13 protein-coding genes are annotated in these 16518 nt (G+C 55.7%); 8 read left to right on the top strand and 5 right to left on the bottom strand.

Annotation, left to right across the window (positions count from 1 at the left end; translation table 11 throughout):
* Positions 1-79: 79 nt before the first annotated feature.
* The 5 genes from pdxA to DESU86_RS12530 form a co-directional block, all read right to left on the bottom strand.
* Positions 80-1081, bottom strand: coding sequence for a 4-hydroxythreonine-4-phosphate dehydrogenase PdxA (gene pdxA / locus DESU86_RS12550; RefSeq protein ID WP_179981353.1), 1002 nt, complete (start codon positions 1079-1081; stop codon positions 80-82).
* A gap of 188 nt (positions 1082-1269) precedes the next feature.
* Positions 1270-2601 carry a four-carbon acid sugar kinase family protein gene (locus DESU86_RS12545; RefSeq protein ID WP_179981352.1) on the bottom strand — a complete coding sequence of 444 codons (1332 nt, stop codon included), beginning with the start codon at positions 2599-2601 and terminating at the stop codon, positions 1270-1272.
* 69 nt (positions 2602-2670) lie between these two features.
* A complete protein-coding gene (locus tag DESU86_RS12540) occupies positions 2671-3444 on the bottom strand; it encodes a DeoR/GlpR family DNA-binding transcription regulator (RefSeq protein WP_179981351.1) in 774 nt (257 codons plus the stop codon).
* Between the two features lie 432 nt (positions 3445-3876).
* On the bottom strand, positions 3877-4875 hold the full coding sequence (locus tag DESU86_RS12535) for a sigma-54 interaction domain-containing protein (RefSeq protein ID WP_179981825.1): 999 nt from the start codon (positions 4873-4875) through the stop codon (positions 3877-3879).
* 6 nt (positions 4876-4881) lie between these two features.
* Positions 4882-5946, bottom strand: a complete 1065-nt coding sequence (locus DESU86_RS12530; protein WP_179981350.1) for a PAS domain-containing protein — start codon at positions 5944-5946, stop codon at positions 4882-4884.
* A gap of 409 nt (positions 5947-6355) precedes the next feature.
* Between DESU86_RS12530 and DESU86_RS12525 the strand changes: the two genes are divergently transcribed.
* The 8 genes from DESU86_RS12525 to DESU86_RS12490 all read left to right on the top strand — a co-directional run bounded on the left by DESU86_RS12525 (position 6356) and on the right by DESU86_RS12490 (position 15578).
* On the top strand, positions 6356-7150 hold the full coding sequence (locus tag DESU86_RS12525) for an inositol monophosphatase family protein (protein ID WP_179981349.1): 795 nt from the start codon (positions 6356-6358) through the stop codon (positions 7148-7150).
* A gap of 183 nt (positions 7151-7333) precedes the next feature.
* Complete coding sequence (gene uhpC, locus DESU86_RS12520) at positions 7334-8644, top strand: MFS transporter family glucose-6-phosphate receptor UhpC (RefSeq protein WP_179981348.1); 1311 nt, start codon at positions 7334-7336, stop codon at positions 8642-8644.
* Positions 8645-8825: 181 nt separating this feature from the next.
* Entirely contained in the window at positions 8826-9713 is an 888-nt protein-coding gene (locus DESU86_RS12515; RefSeq protein ID WP_179981347.1) for a dihydrodipicolinate synthase family protein, read from the top strand.
* A 73-nt stretch (positions 9714-9786) separates the two neighbouring features.
* Positions 9787-10992, top strand: a complete 1206-nt coding sequence (locus DESU86_RS12510) for an NAD(P)/FAD-dependent oxidoreductase (protein WP_179981346.1) — start codon at positions 9787-9789, stop codon at positions 10990-10992.
* A gap of 11 nt (positions 10993-11003) precedes the next feature.
* Entirely contained in the window at positions 11004-11315 is a 312-nt protein-coding gene (locus DESU86_RS12505) for a (2Fe-2S)-binding protein (RefSeq protein WP_179981345.1), read from the top strand.
* The gene (locus DESU86_RS12500; protein ID WP_179981344.1) at positions 11308-12696 is read left to right on the top strand and encodes an FAD-dependent oxidoreductase; all 1389 of its coding nucleotides are present in this window, start codon (positions 11308-11310) and stop codon (positions 12694-12696) included. Before DESU86_RS12505 ends, DESU86_RS12500 begins: the two co-directional genes overlap by 8 nt.
* 300 nt (positions 12697-12996) lie before the next feature.
* Positions 12997-14499 (top strand): aldehyde dehydrogenase, encoded by a 1503-nt coding sequence (locus DESU86_RS12495; protein ID WP_179981343.1) that lies wholly within the window; start codon positions 12997-12999, stop codon positions 14497-14499.
* A 71-nt stretch (positions 14500-14570) separates the two neighbouring features.
* Positions 14571-15578: a proline racemase family protein gene (locus DESU86_RS12490; protein ID WP_179981342.1), complete on the top strand. Its 1008-nt coding sequence runs from the start codon at positions 14571-14573 to the stop codon at positions 15576-15578.
* Positions 15579-16518 lie beyond the last annotated feature (940 nt).

Raw genomic sequence — 16518 nt, 5'->3', positions numbered from 1 at the left:
GTGAAAAGCCGGCGTGAACGGCACAAAAACTCCAGAAGAGACCCCCAACCCTCCAGGGGCCTCTTTTCTGGAACAGTCCTCAGACATTGGCCCTTTTAAAACTATATGCATACAACGCTGCAAGGCGGATGGCCTCCACCATGCTCACGGGACTGGCCTTGCCCTTTCCGGCAATGTCAAAGGCAGTGCCATGGTCAACCGAGGTGCGCAGTATGGGCATGCCCAGAGTAAGCGAGATGGTGCGCTCGAAATCCACCATCTTGGTGGCGATGTGCCCTTGGTCGTGATACAGTGAAAGCACCGCGTCCCACCCGCCCTTGAGGGCAAAGTGGAAAACGGAGTCCGCCGGATTGGGACCGTGCACGTTGAAGCCACGCTTTTTGGCTTCTTCAATGGCGGGCACTATCTCCACGTCTTCCTCGTTACCGAACAGGCCGTGCTCGCCGCAGTGGGGGTTCAGGCCAGCCACCACGATGCTGGGATTATCAATGCCCAGCAGGCGCATGGCTTCGGAACAGCGGGCGATGTAGTCGAGCACGCGGTCTTTTTTCACGGCGCGGCAAGCGTCCATGAGAGAAAGGTGACGGGTGAGGAAAAACACGCGCAGGCTGTGCACCTGAAACATGGTAAGAGGATCTTTCGTACCCGTAAGGTCGCCCAGAATTTCTGTATGCCCGATATAGGGCACTCCCCCTGCCTTGAGGGATTCCTTGTTGATGGGCGTGGTGGCCAGGGCGTCGGTCTTGCCTGCCATGGTCAGCTCAACGGACTTTTTGATATACTCGAATGCAGCCTTGCCGCAGTGCGCCTGCACCTTGCCATAGGCAAATCCGGCCAGGTCCACATTGTCCAGATTCAGGATGTTGGCCGCGCCGTCGCGCCAGCCTTCGAGATTCTCGCCCACCTCATTGAAGTCGGGGCTGACGTTCATGATGGCGGAGGCGCGCTTCATGATCTCGGTATTGCCCACCACAAGCACACGGGCCACATCGGTCACAACGGAGTCCACCAGAGACGCCGCCAGAATTTCCGGCCCGACTCCGGCCGGATCGCCCATGGGGGCGCAAATCAACGGTTTCATATTGAATTTCCTTATTTTTGTAATTTCAGTAATGGGATTTCACCGGCAACGGTAAACGCCGCCACACTAGAGCATTTTAACTTTGAAATGCTCGCTTACGGCAGGCAAAAGCCTGCCTTCGCGCATTTCGCGGCAAGGATTTTCAGGAAAATCCTTGCCGAGCAAACTCATTTCATTCGTTAACTGCTCTAGGCCGGGCGTTTGCGTGTGGAAATCTTGGTGAAAAGGTACTCCACGCATTCCACCAGACTGCCCTTGTCGCCCACAAAGCCGCCCTTGGTTATCATCGGCAGATCGGCCTGAACGCCGCCGATAATATGCCCGTACACGGCCAGGGGCAGAACCTGGTCGCGCACCGTAAAACCACCCGCTTTCAGCGTACGGATAACAGACACCGTGACTTCGCCGCCCGAAGTATACAGGCCGCCAATACCCAAGTCCTCGCGGCGCAGCACCGCATCGGTCACGTTGGCTATGGCTTCGTTTATGCGCTGAGAAATCTCCGAGTGCGTGAGGTTCATCTTGCGCGACATCTCGTCCAGAGAAAAAACGTCTTCCTTGCTGGCGGCAGTGCAGACGCCAAGCACGGTGGCGCCGGACGGCGGCGTGGTCACGGCGTCGAGCACCCGCGCGCACTCGCTGGCGGCCTCGTCCTTACCGGCCAGAATTTTGCGCACGTTCATGGGCACCATATGGCTGGGATGCGCCAGGTGCAGGGCTTCCATCTGAACGCGGGTAAGCTCGCTGGTGCTGCCAATGGCAAGAAATACGCGATTTTCATACTGCGACCGGGGGGCCTGCACGCGCACGGCCGCCAGCTCGGCAGTGAAGGGGCCGGGATCAACCGACACCAGGGGATACGGGGCATCGGCCAGAGACTGCGCGATGGTGGTGATATCTTCATCAGCCACAGCGTCGCACACCACAACCCGGCACCCTTCCGCACGCAGAACCTCAATGGCCTGGCGCACGATAGCCGCGCCGCCCAAAATTTTTTCAAGGGGGATAAACCCGCACTTCATGGCGCTCTGCGCGGCAAAAATCCTGAGAACGGACGTGTCCTTAACGGGCGTGGCCGCATCCTGTGCAATGGGCGAGCGCTCCAGCGCCACGCCGTGCACAATCTGGTAGCCGCCCACGCAGATACGCCCGGAAGACGGATACGAAGGCACCAGTACGGCAAGGGACTGTTCGTGGCCGTAGCTGTCGTCCATTGCCTTGATGGCGGCCTCGATCTCCGCGCCCACGTTGCCGCGCAGTGTGGAGTCCACGCGCTTGGAAACCAGCGCGGGTTTTTCGGCGCAGAACATCTTTACCGCCGCATACACGGCGTCCCACGCTTTCTGACGTGAAAGCAGGCGGCTTTCCGCATTCAGCGAAACCGCAGTGAAAGCCGAGAAATACTGGGGGTCCCACTTGTCCAACCCGAGGCAGGTGGCGCTGGAAAAACCCTTGGCGGTGAGCAGCGCCCCGTTGGCGTTGGCTCCTGTAAAGTCGTCCGCAATTACAGCTATATTCATGGCAAACTCTTTTGGTCCTTGCGGCGTTTGGCCAGACCGGTACAAAGGATTGAAAAGCGGATAGCCTGATCAGGCTCCGGCATAAACCAAATGGGCCCCGACGCCTTCAAGGGCCTGCCGGGCGTCATGACTGAGGCCGTGGTCGGTGATGATGCGGTAAAAATCCTCCACTCCGGCCACACGCCAGGGGCTGAATTTCGCATATTTTGAAGAATCGGCCAGAAGAATGCTCTTGTCAGCGCTGTTCATGAGCTGAACTTTGCGATGCATCTTCTCCGAAGAGCTGGTGGTCACGCCGTGCTGGGTCCCCCACACGTTAATGCCAACAAAGGCCACGGTGGTGCGGATGCGGCGCAGATACGCCACAGAGTCGGTATCGTTGCAGGCCCGGCTGATGGGGTCTATCCGGCCCCCGGTGAGAAAAACCTCAATATGGGGGTAGCCGGAAAGGAGCAGCGCGATTTCAAGGTCCGGCGTAACCACGGACAGATTCGTGAGCGGCAGTGAAGGCAAGAGGCGCGCCAGTTCAAGGGTGGTCGTGCCCGCATCAAGGCCGATGAACGAGTCATCTTGTATAAACTCGCATGCGGCGCGGGCAATGGCCACCTTGGCCTCCAGCATGCTGCCCGCCTTGTGGGACCGGGGGATGTCATGCGCCTCAAACCCCACGGGAACAGCTCCCCCCCAGGTGATTTCAAGCTGCTTCTGATCTTCCAGCACCTTGAGGTCGCGGCGCACCGTCATAACGGAAATGCCAAGAGCTTTCGCAAGCTCACGGCTGTTGACCGCGCCCTGGCTCTTGATAAGACGGGCCATCTTTCTGCGGCGTTCAACTGGCAGCATGGCAATCCTGTTTTTGTGACAGTTTGATGTTGCTTTTTAGTCAATTTTGTTATTTTTTGTTATGCCCGCATATGATGAAATCGTCAAGACGTCAAACGGAAAAAGCCCCGGAACTCATCGCCGGGGCTTTGATATTTCACTAAAAATTTATGCTGTGTTCTTTTTTGTTATCCTGCGCACATTCTTGTATGGCCTGAGTCAGGCTTTTTTGCCCACCCAATGACACACTGTGTTTTTGCGCATCTTGCCTTGGCCCACACGAGTATGCGGCACAAAACAGGGCTGCTCCGCAACACGGCAAGGAGCACTGCCCCCCCCCACTACGCCCACACGCGCGAAACAAAGCCCGCGCCATTCTTGCGCGGCGCACAGGTCAGGAAAGCCAGACAGGTGATTACAATTTTCATCTTTTGCGCCCTGCCCGATGAAAAACTACTGCCCCAGGCCATATTTCTTCATTTTTCTATACAGAGTCGTTCTGGCTATGCCCAGCGTCTCAGAGGCTTTGCTGATGTTTCCCCCAGCGGCTTCCAGCGTTTTACGCACCATATTTTCACACAAATCGTCCATGGAAGCATGCCCAAGTGCAACCTCTGGTTGCCCGGCAGCCAGAACCGTCACGTTCTTTCCGGTAATATGGCGTGGCAGACAATCAAGCCTGATGGAAGCCCCGTCAGAGAGCACCAGGGCCCTTTCGCATACGTTTTGCAATTCACGTACGTTGCCCGGCCAGGAATAGGCATTGAGCATTTCCAACACGGCAGGCTCAACGGTTACCATGGGCAGGTTCATACGCGCACAAAGCTTGCGCCAGAATGTTTTTGCCAGCAATTCCACATCCCCTTTACGTTCTCGAAGAGGTGGCAGCTCGATTTCCAAGACATTGAGACGGTAATAGAGGTCAGACCGAAAGGTTCCCGCTTGCACCTCATCCGCCAGATTTGTATTGCCTGCGGCAATGACTCGGACGTCAAGACGAACAAGGTGATTGCTTCCAAGAGGTGAAAAAGTCATTTCCTGCAGGACGCGTAAAAGCTTGGCCTGCACTGCCAATGGCAAGCTGTTTACTTCATCCAGAAAGAGCGTTCCGCCATTGGCCGCTTCAAGCCGACCCTTCTGCCCGCCCTTTCGCGCTCCGGTAAAAGCGCCCTCTTCATAACCAAACAGTTCGGCTTCAATAAGGTTATTGGGAATGGCGGCGCAAGAAATGCCGACAAAGGGCCGATCTGGCTCATTTCCGGCATTGTGAATTGCCTGGGCGAAAAGTTCCTTACCAGTGCCGCTTTCTCCCAAAATAACGATGCGTGAGGCCATGCGGGAAGCACGACGGGCAAAGTTGATAGCCTGCCGCAAAGCGGGGCTGGCCCCCAGGATGTCTGAGAACTGGTATGTGGCTGTGTGGACGGACTCGACCTCACGGGTCGGCAACACGGCCTTTCAGGAGGTCGGAAGCGGGCCGCTGGCTGTTTTGCCCCTGTTTCGCCCGCCCGGCGCAAACGTATCCAGGTTAAGCGCAAGGGCCATCCCCACGGTTCTTCCCGCGCTCAGTTCCACAGGCGAAAATGTGCAGGCGATGCGTTGTGGCCCCTGGCCCGTAAGAAATGTCAGGGTGTCATGACCTTGCCTTTGTCCGGCCAGAGCCCGTTGCAGCCTTTGCGCATCAAGAGAGCTCACCAGAGAAACAGCGCTTCTTCCCGGAAGCTCAAGTTCGCCAGAAGTAAACAATGTTGATGCATGCCTGTTGGCGTGGGTGATGCCGCCATTGCCATCAAGCACCAGCAATGGGTAGGTCAGGGAATCATGGGCATTCCGCAATAAAGCCTCAAGCTTCTGCCCGGTGGTTTCTATGGTCTGCTGGCGCACGCGCATGCCTATATAGTTGGCAAAGGTCGTCACCAGCGCGAGCGCCTGTATCTCGGGACTGGCAATATTGCCCGAAATGGTCAGCACGGCCAGAACGCCCGAGGCATCAGCCAGAATGGGAGCGGAAGCACAACGCCACGAATGCAGGCCAGCATTGTAATGCTCATAACCGTATATCTGCACCGGACGACGCCGTTGCAGGGTCATGCCTATGGCTGAAGCGCCGACCTTGTCGATATTTCTGTCAGCACCGGGCATGTTGTACTGGGTACGGGCCACATCAAGCAAATCCTTGTCGCCCACGGTAGCAAGAATATGCCCGGAGGAACTGGTAAGAATTGCCATGTGGCCAGTTCCGCTAATGCATGAATCAAGCATTTCCAGCACAGGAGCCGCTGCATTGAGCAACGTGGCGAATTGGCTGCACAAGTCTTCAAAATGAACCCGTTCCAGCACCGGCACGTCGGGAACCCGCACAGGGTCAATACAGGCATCGCGGCTGAGCAGCCATCCATCCAGAATATGCTCGGGCACACGCCCCCGGATTTCACCGCCATCAATGAAATCCTTCCAGGCTTCATGGACCGTTTGCTGGTACACGGGATTTTGTGGTGAGAAGTCGATGGGGAGACACCTCATGTCATTATTCCTCCTGTCGTGTAGCGTAAGCAAACACGACTGTAGCGTTATGCTACAATTATTTTATATATTACCAATCTAAAATTTATTGTGCAACACCGAGCATCCCGATGGCATCAGCATTTCACGCCAGTCTGTGCAAAGTTGGCAGATTTTTTGCTGATATACAAAATTACCTGACTACTATTTGCTTTGAACACATAGTATTGTTGCACAACAAACTTTTATATATAACATTTTACAATAAATTATTATTTAAAAAATAAAATATGCGTATTTTGAATAGAAAACTGCATTTACACATTCCAATGACACAATCAGGCATGAATTCCAGCCGCGACGCGGCAGTGAACGCCTTTACAAGACCAACCGGTCTGCATCCTCCCCCCTTACAGACGGAGACATTGCGATGCCAGAGTATGAAGCATTTTTAGACATAGCCATGCAGGCTGCGGACGTTTCACGCCAGATACTCACGGAACACAGACAGAAATATCTGCGTGGAAATTATGATTTTAAAACCAAAACTGACGCCAGCCCGGTGACGGAGACGGATGAACGCGTGGAACGTGAAATACGTTCAATCATTTCTGGCGCGTTTCCAGATCACGGCATGCTTGGGGAAGAATATGGGGCCGACGCCGCCACAGCCGAATACGTGTGGGTGATCGACCCCATCGACGGCACACGACAGTTCATTGTGGGCTATCCATTTTACGGGACGCTCATTGCCCTGTGCCGCAACGGCGTACCCGTTCTTGGTGTTGTGGAAATGCCCGTCATGGCTGAACGCTGGGTGGGGATAAAGGGGCGGCAATCCACAGTCAACGGTCTGCCCATACAAACCCGCCCCCATACCGACCTCGCCACCGCCCTGGTGGCTTCAAGCAATACCGAATTTGTCTTTAAATCCGACAGGGCGGCCTACAATCACCTCATCGCATCCACCAAATGGCGCGTCTACGGCGGCGCATGCTATGGCTACATGAGCCTTGCGGCAGGCAAGATAGACCTCTGCTTTGACAGCGGAATCATGCGCGAAGTGGATTATTGCGCTCTTGTGCCAATCATTGAGGGTGCGGGGGGCGTCATGTCCGATTGGGAGGGCAATCCTCTGACCATGCATTCCGGCATGCAGGTTCTGGCATGTGGCGACAGCAGGCTGCATGAACAGGTTTTGCGTGAAATCAAGGCCCATCGCTAGATCGGGTTGCCGCTGAGAATACGCCTGCAAAGCTTCGGACACGCATGCTCCGGCGCTTGCCAGTGCGAGCAGCGCATACGGCTTCACGCCGAACACCTGCATGCGCTCTCGCCAGAGCAGTTTTCCTGACGTTGCTCTGCGCATCCGGCGATATACCCGCCCATTTTGCACTAAGGATACGCCATGGTAAATTTCTTTAAAGCATCACCTGCGCGCCCGGTTACCAAGAGCGCGGAAGAGATAGACAAAGACTACGCATACTGGCGCATACACATGATGGCATCCATATGGCTTGGTTACGCCATTTTTTACTTCACCCGCAACAGCTACAAGTCAATCATGCCAGCCATGCTCAAAGACCTTGACTGGCAGCTCTCGGACGTGGGCATCCTGAGTACCATTTTCTACATCGTTTACGGTTCGTCACGGTTTGTGGGTGGCATCATAAGCGACAAGTCCAATCCCCGCTATTTCATGGGCGTTGGGCTCATCATCACAGGCATCATCAACATAGCCTTCGGCATGAGTTCGTCCCTGTTGGCACTGGCCATTCTGTGGGGACTCAACGCCTTCTTTCAGGGTTGGGGCTGGCCGCCCTGCACCAAGATTCTCACCACATGGTACTCGCGCAACGAGCGCGGCTTCTGGTGGGCCGTGTGCAACACCTCGCACAACGTGGGCGGCGCCATTATTCCACTGCTCGCGGGATGGCTGGCCATACACTACGGCTGGCGTTACGGCATGATCATTCCGGGCATCATCGGGATTGTGGCGGGCATCATTCTTTGCATCATCATGCGGGACAGACCGGAATCAATGGGACTGCCCAGGGTGGGAGAATGGCGCAAGGACCAACTGGAACTGGAGCAGGTAAAGAAAAGCGAAAGCTCGCTCACCACATGGCAGGTGTTGCGCCGCTACGTATTCACCAACAAATACATCTGGCTCCTGGCCATTTCCTACGTGCTTGTGTACGTCGTGCGCATCGGCGTCAACGATTGGGCCAACATGTACCTTGTAACGGAACATGGCGTTGACCTGCTTGTGGCCAACAGCGCCATCACCATGCTTGAGATCGGCGGTTTCATCGGCACCATCGTCGCCGGATGGGGATCGGACAAACTGTTCAAGGGCAACCGCATCCCGATGAACATCATTTTCATGCTGGGCATCATGTGTTCCGTGGGCGCGCTCTGGCTTTTGCCCCTGAGTTCCAAAATCGCCCTTGGTTCCGTGTTTTTTCTGATCGGCTTTTTCATCTTTGGCCCGCAAATGCTCACCGGCATGGCCGCCGCCGAAGTCTGCCACAAGGAATACGCGGGCACGGCCACAGGCTTTGTAGGACTTTTCGGATACCTGGGAGCCGCCTGCACCGGCCTGCCGCTGGCTATGGTCATTGAAACCACAAGCTGGAACGGATTCTTCATCGTCATGACTGCGGCATCACTGCTTTCAGCCATCCTTATTGTACCCATCATCGGCGGCAAGAAATAGGTTTCATCAGAGTGTAGCGCAAGGCTACACCTGTAGTGTTGTGACGCATCAAAATCTGTAGCATGGCACACACGGGCAAAAAAGCAATCCAAAACAGCCATATTTTCTATGTAGTTATGTTTCACCTGCTGTTGGTAGATTTTTTGCTAGAGACAATGCACAAACATCCAATGGAGGATACATGAACAACATTCACGGTATTTTCGCAGTAACGGTGACGCACTTTAATCAGGACGGCAGCATCGACTACGGCGCTATATCCAAACATATCCAGTGGTTGCTCAAATCAGGCGTACACGGCATCATGCCCGTGGGAGCCACTGGCGAATGGCCAGCGCTTTCCACCGAAGAACGCAAGCAGGTTGCCGAATTCACCATGAAGGAAGTAAACGGCAAGGTTCCGGTAATTGTGGGCGCCATTTCGCCCAACGTCGATGTTTCGGTTGAACTGTCAAAGCATGCAGGATCCATAGGCGCTGCGGGCGTCATGATTCTTCCTCCTCCCGCCGTGCATCCCAGCCAGCATGAGATTTATGAATTCTACAAATACATTTCCGGCAAAAGCCCACTGCCGGTAATGGTGTACAACAACCCCGGCAGCTGCGGCGTGGCCGTATCGCCTGAAACTCTGGTAAAATGCGCCCAGCTGCCCAACATGGGTTTTCTTAAAGAATCCAGCGGCGACATCATGCGGCTGACCCGTTCTGTGGACGAAGTGGGCGACAAGCTGGTGGTATTCTGCGGGTGCGAAAGCCTGGCCTATGAAAGCTTTGTCATGGGCGCCAAGGCCTGGGTTTGCGTGCTTGCCAATATTGCCCCCGCCATGTGCGTCAAGCTCTACAACCTTATTGTCAAAGAACACAAGCTTGATGAGGCCCGGCAGGTATACCGGCAAATGCTGCCTTTGCTGCGTCTGCTGGAAGACACAGGCGAACTCTGGCAGGTGGTCAAGCACGCGCTTGCGCTCAAGGGATTCGGGACAGGCACGCTGCGTATGCCCCGACAGCCCATTTCTGAGGAAGTGCGTGTAGAGCTTGAAAAAATTCTCAAGAAGACTGACTTTTGCTAGCACCGTTCATGAGGGGCGGCTTCTGGCGGCCCCTCATGAACATACCGGAAAATCTGAAGCAAAGGGAATTGCCATGAGCAGCAAACACACCGCCGGAGCCGTTGTCATCGGCGGGGGGGCGGTAGGTACAGCCATAGCCTGCTATCTTGCCATGGACGGAATTGATGTGACCCTTGTCGAGCGGGGTGAGTTCGCCTGGGGATCCAGCCGCCGCTGCGATGGGCATGTGGTCACTTATGACACGCCCCCCGGCGCATACAGCCAGTTCTGCAAATACGGGCAGGACATGTTTCATGATGCAGCAAAATTTCTGCCCGTGGATTTCGAGTTTTCGCCCGAGGGGCTCGGCCTGCTGGTTGATGACGAACGGGATCTCGACACTGTGCGCGCCAACTATGAAGGCAAGAAAAATGAGGGCATTGACGTCACCCTGTGGGACAGGGACGACCTGCGCCACCATGAGCCCAATATTGGCGACAAGATCCTGGCCTGCCTGAATTTTAATGGCGACTGCAAGCTTAATCCCATGCGGCTTTGTCAGGGGCTCGCCCTGCATGCAGAGTCCAACGGCGCCACCCTCATGACCAGAACAAGCGTCACGGGACTGCGCACCGATGGAGGGCGGATCACCACGGTTGAAACGGACAAGGGACTCATCCATACAGAGAACGTCATCCTCGCCGCAGGCGTCTGGACTCCCCTGCTTGCCGACATGGTGGGCATCTCCGTTCCCGTCAGGCCGCGCCAGGGGCATGTTGTCGTGACCGAGCGCGTACGCAATCTGGTGGGAAAAAACTATGCGGAATACGGCTACCTTCTGGCAAAGGGTGGTAAAACGCGCTGCAATGCCACGCCTGAAATGGAGCATTTTGGCGTTGCCTTTGTGCTTGAACCCTCCCACGCAGGAACAATCCTGCTTGGCAGCAGCCGTCGCTACGTCGGCATGAACATCCGCCCCGACCCCAGGGTCATGCGCATTATCGCCCAACGCGCCCGCCATTTTTACCCTGCCCTGGCTGATACGCGAATCATCCGCTGCTATGCGGGGTTGCGGCCCTGCACTCCGGACGCCAAGCCCATCATTTCGGCCACGCATCTTCAGGGGCTTTTTGTCGCCACCGGACATGAAGGAAACGGCATAGGCCTTTCACTCATTACGGGCAAACTCATTACAGAGATGGTGCGCGGGCAGGCTCCTTTCATGGACATCAGCTATATGGGCCTCGACAGATTCGGCTCTGGCCCGGCGGCACTTTCTGCCACAACAACCACTGCCTGAGGAGGACAATCATGTCTGTCAAAACCACCCCTTCTGCGGGCAGGCAGGTGACCATTTATTTTGAAGGCCAACCTCTTGAGGTTGAAGAAGGCATATCCGTCGCCGCCGCCGTACTCGGGGCGTCGCATGGCTGGACACGCACCACGCATGGCGGGCACAAACGCGGACCATACTGCCAGATGGGCGTTTGTTTTGAATGCCTCATGACTATTAACGGCGTCCCCAACCAGCAGTCATGTCTCGTTCCCGTGGCTGAAGGCATGCAGGTTAACCGACAGAACGGGGTTCCCGACTTCGGCAAGGAGGGCTGCAATCATGCGTAGCATATGGGATGTCATTATTGTCGGCGCTGGCCCCGCAGGCATGTGCGCAGCCATTGAAACAGCGCGGCAGGGGCTGCACACGCTGGTGCTTGACCGCCAAACCGAACCCGGCGGCCAGATATTCAGAAGTGTCGGTTCCTCTGCCCTCGTTAACCGTCTTGGTTCAGACTATTCTGCCGGTCTCCCGCTGGTGGAAGAGTTCAAGAACTGCGGCGCGACTTTTCTGCCCAGCGCCAATGTGTGGGATATAGCCCCGGACAGGGTATATTTCAGTACACCGGGCCAAAGTCACTGCATGACTGCCCGGCAGGTTGTGCTTGCCACCGGAGCAATGGAACGCCCTGTTCCGCTGCCAGGCTGGACCCTGCCCGGAGTTATGGGTTCCGGCGCTTCGGACATTTTGCTCAAATCAGCCTCACTTTTGCCCCCGGCTCCTGTGGTGCTGTGCGGCAACGGTCCGCTCATTCTCCAGGCCGCTGTGCATATGCACCACTTCAAGATTCCTGTGGCTGGCGTGCTGTTCACGGGCAGAATCAGCAACGTGCTGCGGGCCATGAAACATATAACCGGAGCCCTGGCCCGTCCCGGATATTTCTTGCACGGCATCGGCATGGCCGCACAAACCGTTTTCTCGCAAAAATGCTTCTTTGCCGTTCGCGACCTCAGGATAGAACAGGTTGAAACGGAACGTCTTAAAATTAATTTCGCCAGCATGAGCGGCAACAATAAAAGCCTCCAGGCCGCAACCCTGCTTTTGCATGAAGGCGTCATTTCCGAAAGCCGCATTACCCGCCTGGCCCGGTGCCGTCATACCTGGGATGAACGGCAGCGCTACTGGCACGTGAGCGCCGACGCATGGGGCCAGACCAGCGTGCCCGGCATACGCACGGCGGGCGACGTGGCTTGTGTTCGTGGCGCTGTGGCCGCACAGGCGGAAGGCCGGCTGGTTGGCCTGGGCATCTGTCACGAACTGGGCCGCCTGAATATGAGCGAACGCAACCGGCTTGCAGACTCCCACATGAGTATTGTCAGGCGTTGCCAGGCTCTGCAGCCCTTTCTTGATGAATACTTCGCTCCCACGCCGTCCCAGTTGCAACCGGCGGACGATGCCGTGGTTTGCCGCTGTGAGGAACTCACGGCCGCAGAACTTCAACAGACCATCAGGCAAGGATGTTTTTCGCCGGATGGTCTCAAGGCCCAGGCCCGCCCCGGCATGGGGACCTGCCAGGGCCGCATGTGCGGACAGGCTGTGGCCGAAATGATCGCCCACACTCAGGGACTGCCGCTTGATCAGTTACCGCAGTACACGGCCCAGCCGCCGCTCTTCCCCCTGAATCTGGGAGAGCTGGCGGACATGCCCATGCCGCCTGACCTCAACTAGGGCAGATTAACTTTGAAATGCTTGCTTCCGGCAGGAAAAAACCTGCCTGCTCGCATTTCGAGTCAAGGATTTTCAGTAAATCCTTGCCGAGCAGTTAACAAATTCCATTCGCAAACTGCTCCAGAGCGGATTACCGTTGAGGATATGCAGCAGCAACGGCTTCAACGCCCCGCCACAGCGCTTAACAGCGCAGACAAACTGCGCACATGCCTTCCCGGCCAGCGCTGCCCACGCAGTCGCCATAGTGATTTCAATGTGAAATTGCTCTAACCGCAAAGGCTTTTAAAGAGGAGAAACTCAATGTCACAGTTCCTTACCTGCCAGGAATACGAAAATCTGGCAGCCAATCTGAAATATCCGACCCAGGCATTCATTGGCGGAAAGTTTGTTTCTGCCGCTTCAGGCAAGACCTTTGCCACCATCAACCCCGCTACAGGCAAAGATCTGGCTCAAGTTGCAAGCTGCGGCAAAGAAGACGTGGACAAGGCCGTATCTGTGGCCCGCAAAACTTTTGACTCCGGGGTGTGGTCCAAGATGCACCCCACTGAACGCAAAAAAATCTTTCTCAGACTTTGCGGACTGATGGAAAAACATATGGTTGAGCTTGCTGTGCTTGAAAGTATCGACAGCGGCAAGCCCATTCGCGAAAACCTGTGTACCGACCTGCCTGAAACCATCGAATGCCTGGAGTGGCATGCCGAATTCAGCGACAAGCAGTACGGCAGCACCTCGCCTTCCGGCAACCTCAAGCGCGGGCTTATCGTACGTGAACCGTCAGGCGTCGTTGCCTGCGTACTGCCGTGGAACTTCCCCCTGCAAATGGTCGGATGGAAGCTTGGTCCCGCTCTTTCCGAAGGCAACAGCGTCATCATCAAGCCCGCCAGCGTCACCTGCCTTTCAACACTGCGCCTGGCCGAACTGGCGGCAGAGGCCGGAGTTCCCGAAGGCGTGCTTCAAGTGTTGCCCGGCCCCGGCGGCCTTGTGGGTGAAGCCCTGGGTCGGCACATGGATATTGACGTCCTTTCGTTTACCGGATCCACCGATGTGGGACGCCGCTTTTTGCAATACTCTGCCGAAAGCAATCTGAAGCGCGTGGTGCTGGAGCTTGGCGGCAAAAGCCCCTTTGTGCTGCTTGAAGACTTTACCGACTTCGAGTTTGCCGCAAGCCAGGCCTGCTCCGCCGCATTCTGGAATATGGGCGAAAACTGCACCGCCAATTCGCGTATTATCGTGCCCGCGAGCAAGAAAGAAGCCTTTTTGAGCGCGTTTGTGACTGCCCTCAGCCAATGGCGGATGGGTAACCCCCTTGATCCCGCCAACGCTCTTGGCTCAATGGTCAGCGAGCAGCAGTTCAAGACCGTCATGGGGTATATTGAAAAAGGCAAGGCCGAAGGTGGACGCATTGTCACAGGCGGCAAAGCGGCCCCCATCGGCAGCGGCCTTTTCATCGAACCCACGATTTTTGACAATGTGAAGCGCGATGCCACAGTGGTGCGCGAAGAGATCTTCGGCCCTGTTACGGCCATCCTTACGGCCACTTCTGACGAAGACGCGCTGGCCCTGGCCAATGACACCTGCTACGGCCTGCACGGCTCCATCTTCACCGAGTCGCTGACCAAGGCGCACGCCTTTGCAAGCGAACTCAAAGCAGGCACCGTGTCCGTCAACTGTTTCAGCGAAGGAGACAACACGACACCCTTCGGCGGATACAAGCTTTCCGGTTTCGGCGGCAAGGACAAGGGACGCGAGTCCCACGACCAGTACACCGAGCAGAAAACCATATTCATCAACCTTGACAGATAGCCACGACAGGCCTGGTCAGTCCGCCGGATGCGAACTGGCCAGGCCATAGCCATAACTCAAGAGGAGCCGCCATGAAACTGTCTCACATGATCCAGACCATTGACACCCATACGGCTGGCAATCCCACACGCAATGTGGTGGCTGGCTGCCCTGCTATCCAGGGAACAACCATGCAGGAGAAAATGGCCTACGCCAAAGAGCATCTCGGCTGGCTTATAAGTTCTCTCATGCTTGAGCCGCGCGGCCACAGCAACATGTCAGGCACCATATGGGTTCCCCCCTGCAACCCTGAAGCTCATATGGGCATACTGTTCATTGACGCTGGCGGGCTTATGCCAATGTGCGGGCACAGTACCATAGGCTGCGTCACTGCCATGCTTGAAAGCGGAACCATCGTGCCTGAAGGCGAAGTGTGCAATGTCAATATCGACACCCCTGCCGGCCTGGTGCGAACCAGGGCGGAAATGAAGGACGGCAAGGTGACTCGCGTAACCTTCCGCAATGTGCCTTCTTTTCTGTTCTGCTCCGGCACGGTTGACGTGCCCGGCATAGGGGAAGTTCCCTATGATGTGGCATACGGCGGCAATACATACGCCATCACTGACGCAAAATATTTTCCTGGCCTGAACCTGCGCTCCGGCTACCGTTCCGCCATTGAAAAAGCCGCCCAGGCATTCGGCGGAGCCGTGCGCAAGGCCGTGGATTTCAAGCATCCGGAACAGCCTTTTATCAATGTCATCACCCATGTGATGTTCTACACCACACCTGACGATCCCAAGGCAACATATCGTAACACTGTGGTTTTCCTGCCCGACTCCCTCGACCGTTCTCCTTGCGGTACTGGTACTTCCGCACGTGTGGCTTCACTGTTTGCCAAGGGCGAACTGGCACTGAACCAGGAATTCGTGCATGAGAGCGTCATAGGCACCCAGTTCACGGCGAGAATTGTGGAACCAGCCACCGTGGGTCCCTGCAAGGGCGGTGTGCCGGAGGTAAGCGGAACCGCTTATCTTACGGGTTTTCACCAGTTTGTCATTGACCCCTCCGACGCGCTTGGCAAGGGATTCAGGCTGGACTAGGGCGACTGACCGTTGAAGCTGTGTATCCACAGTTCTTAACATCCCGTTACGCCGTCACCACACGTGCCAGCTTCACACAGCCGCCAGAGAAAATCCAAAACGCGGTAACTCTGACGCGATCTGCCTTGAAAAACTGCACGGCTTTTAGAGCAATTTCTCTTTGAAATTGCTCTGGCGGATGCGGGAGCAGACGCCCGCCCCGGAGGCGTAAGCGCAATTTATTTGAGCTGTTACGCGCCGGAGCGGGCGTCTTGAAAGCATTGAGAATAGATATTCTCAATGCGAAAATGCTCTCGAGATGAAATGAATGCGCAGGAAAAGGTGAAAAGCGCTCGTGGTTGCGTTTTTTTCACGCACTTCCTGGCATGTCACAGCACGTTTCTGTTTTCTTCGCAGGCTTTGCGCCAGAATGCTCGTCATTCTCATTCCCCCTGGCGCAAAGCCTGCACATTTCAAGCCGTTTTCCCTGCGCCAGCTCCAGATTTTGATCGGCACGACACTGTGGGAGAGGCACAGGCAAGTGTTCCGCCACAGCCAGCACGGCAATAAAAATGATGTGCCGCCAGCCCATTGGAGCAAACAAACTGCGCGTATGCCTTCACGCCGAGCGTCTGCGCGCTCATTTGCCAGGCCAATTTCAAGGTGGGTTGCTCCTAGTTTTATCGCAACACCGGGGCGTACCGCGTTATGTCGAATGGTACTGGCGCGAGCACATATACAAAATAGTATCAACACACATCATTGTTTCAAATAAATACATTTGTAGCATTTTGCTGCGTTGCAACAAATCGGCACTTATGAGTTCAATTTTATAATTTAATTATTGCAGGTAGTTTCGCAGTGGCAACATTTTTGCACATCAATGCAATCAGACAGTGGCCAAGCACGGGTGATTTAACTTCAATGCGGTTATTGAGTGGGGAAAATGTTCACTACTGGC

Origin of the sequence: Desulfovibrio sp. 86 (genome assembly GCF_902702915.1) — a bacterium.
GTDB lineage: Bacteria > Desulfobacterota > Desulfovibrionia > Desulfovibrionales > Desulfovibrionaceae > Desulfovibrio.
Note: the sequence above shows the minus strand (reverse complement) of the source record. Positions and strands in the feature narration are given on the sequence as shown.

Excerpts from the sequence above, each read along its gene's own strand:
- uhpC (WP_179981348.1), top strand. The coding sequence starts at position 7,334 with ATGGTAAATTTCTTTAAAGCATCACCTGCGCGCCCGGTTACCAAGAGC.
- DESU86_RS12525 (WP_179981349.1), top strand. The coding sequence starts at position 6,356 with ATGCCAGAGTATGAAGCATTTTTAGACATAGCCATGCAGGCTGCGGAC.
- DESU86_RS12540 (WP_179981351.1), bottom strand. The coding sequence starts at position 3,444 with ATGCTGCCAGTTGAACGCCGCAGAAAGATGGCCCGTCTTATCAAGAGC.
- DESU86_RS12515 (WP_179981347.1), top strand. The coding sequence starts at position 8,826 with ATGAACAACATTCACGGTATTTTCGCAGTAACGGTGACGCACTTTAAT.
- pdxA (WP_179981353.1), bottom strand. The coding sequence starts at position 1,081 with ATGAAACCGTTGATTTGCGCCCCCATGGGCGATCCGGCCGGAGTCGGG.
- DESU86_RS12500 (WP_179981344.1), top strand. The coding sequence starts at position 11,308 with ATGCGTAGCATATGGGATGTCATTATTGTCGGCGCTGGCCCCGCAGGC.
- DESU86_RS12545 (WP_179981352.1), bottom strand. The coding sequence starts at position 2,601 with ATGAATATAGCTGTAATTGCGGACGACTTTACAGGAGCCAACGCCAAC.
- DESU86_RS12530 (WP_179981350.1), bottom strand. The coding sequence starts at position 5,946 with ATGAGGTGTCTCCCCATCGACTTCTCACCACAAAATCCCGTGTACCAG.
- DESU86_RS12505 (WP_179981345.1), top strand. The coding sequence starts at position 11,004 with ATGTCTGTCAAAACCACCCCTTCTGCGGGCAGGCAGGTGACCATTTAT.
- DESU86_RS12495 (WP_179981343.1), top strand. The coding sequence starts at position 12,997 with ATGTCACAGTTCCTTACCTGCCAGGAATACGAAAATCTGGCAGCCAAT.
- DESU86_RS12490 (WP_179981342.1), top strand. The coding sequence starts at position 14,571 with ATGAAACTGTCTCACATGATCCAGACCATTGACACCCATACGGCTGGC.
- DESU86_RS12510 (WP_179981346.1), top strand. The coding sequence starts at position 9,787 with ATGAGCAGCAAACACACCGCCGGAGCCGTTGTCATCGGCGGGGGGGCG.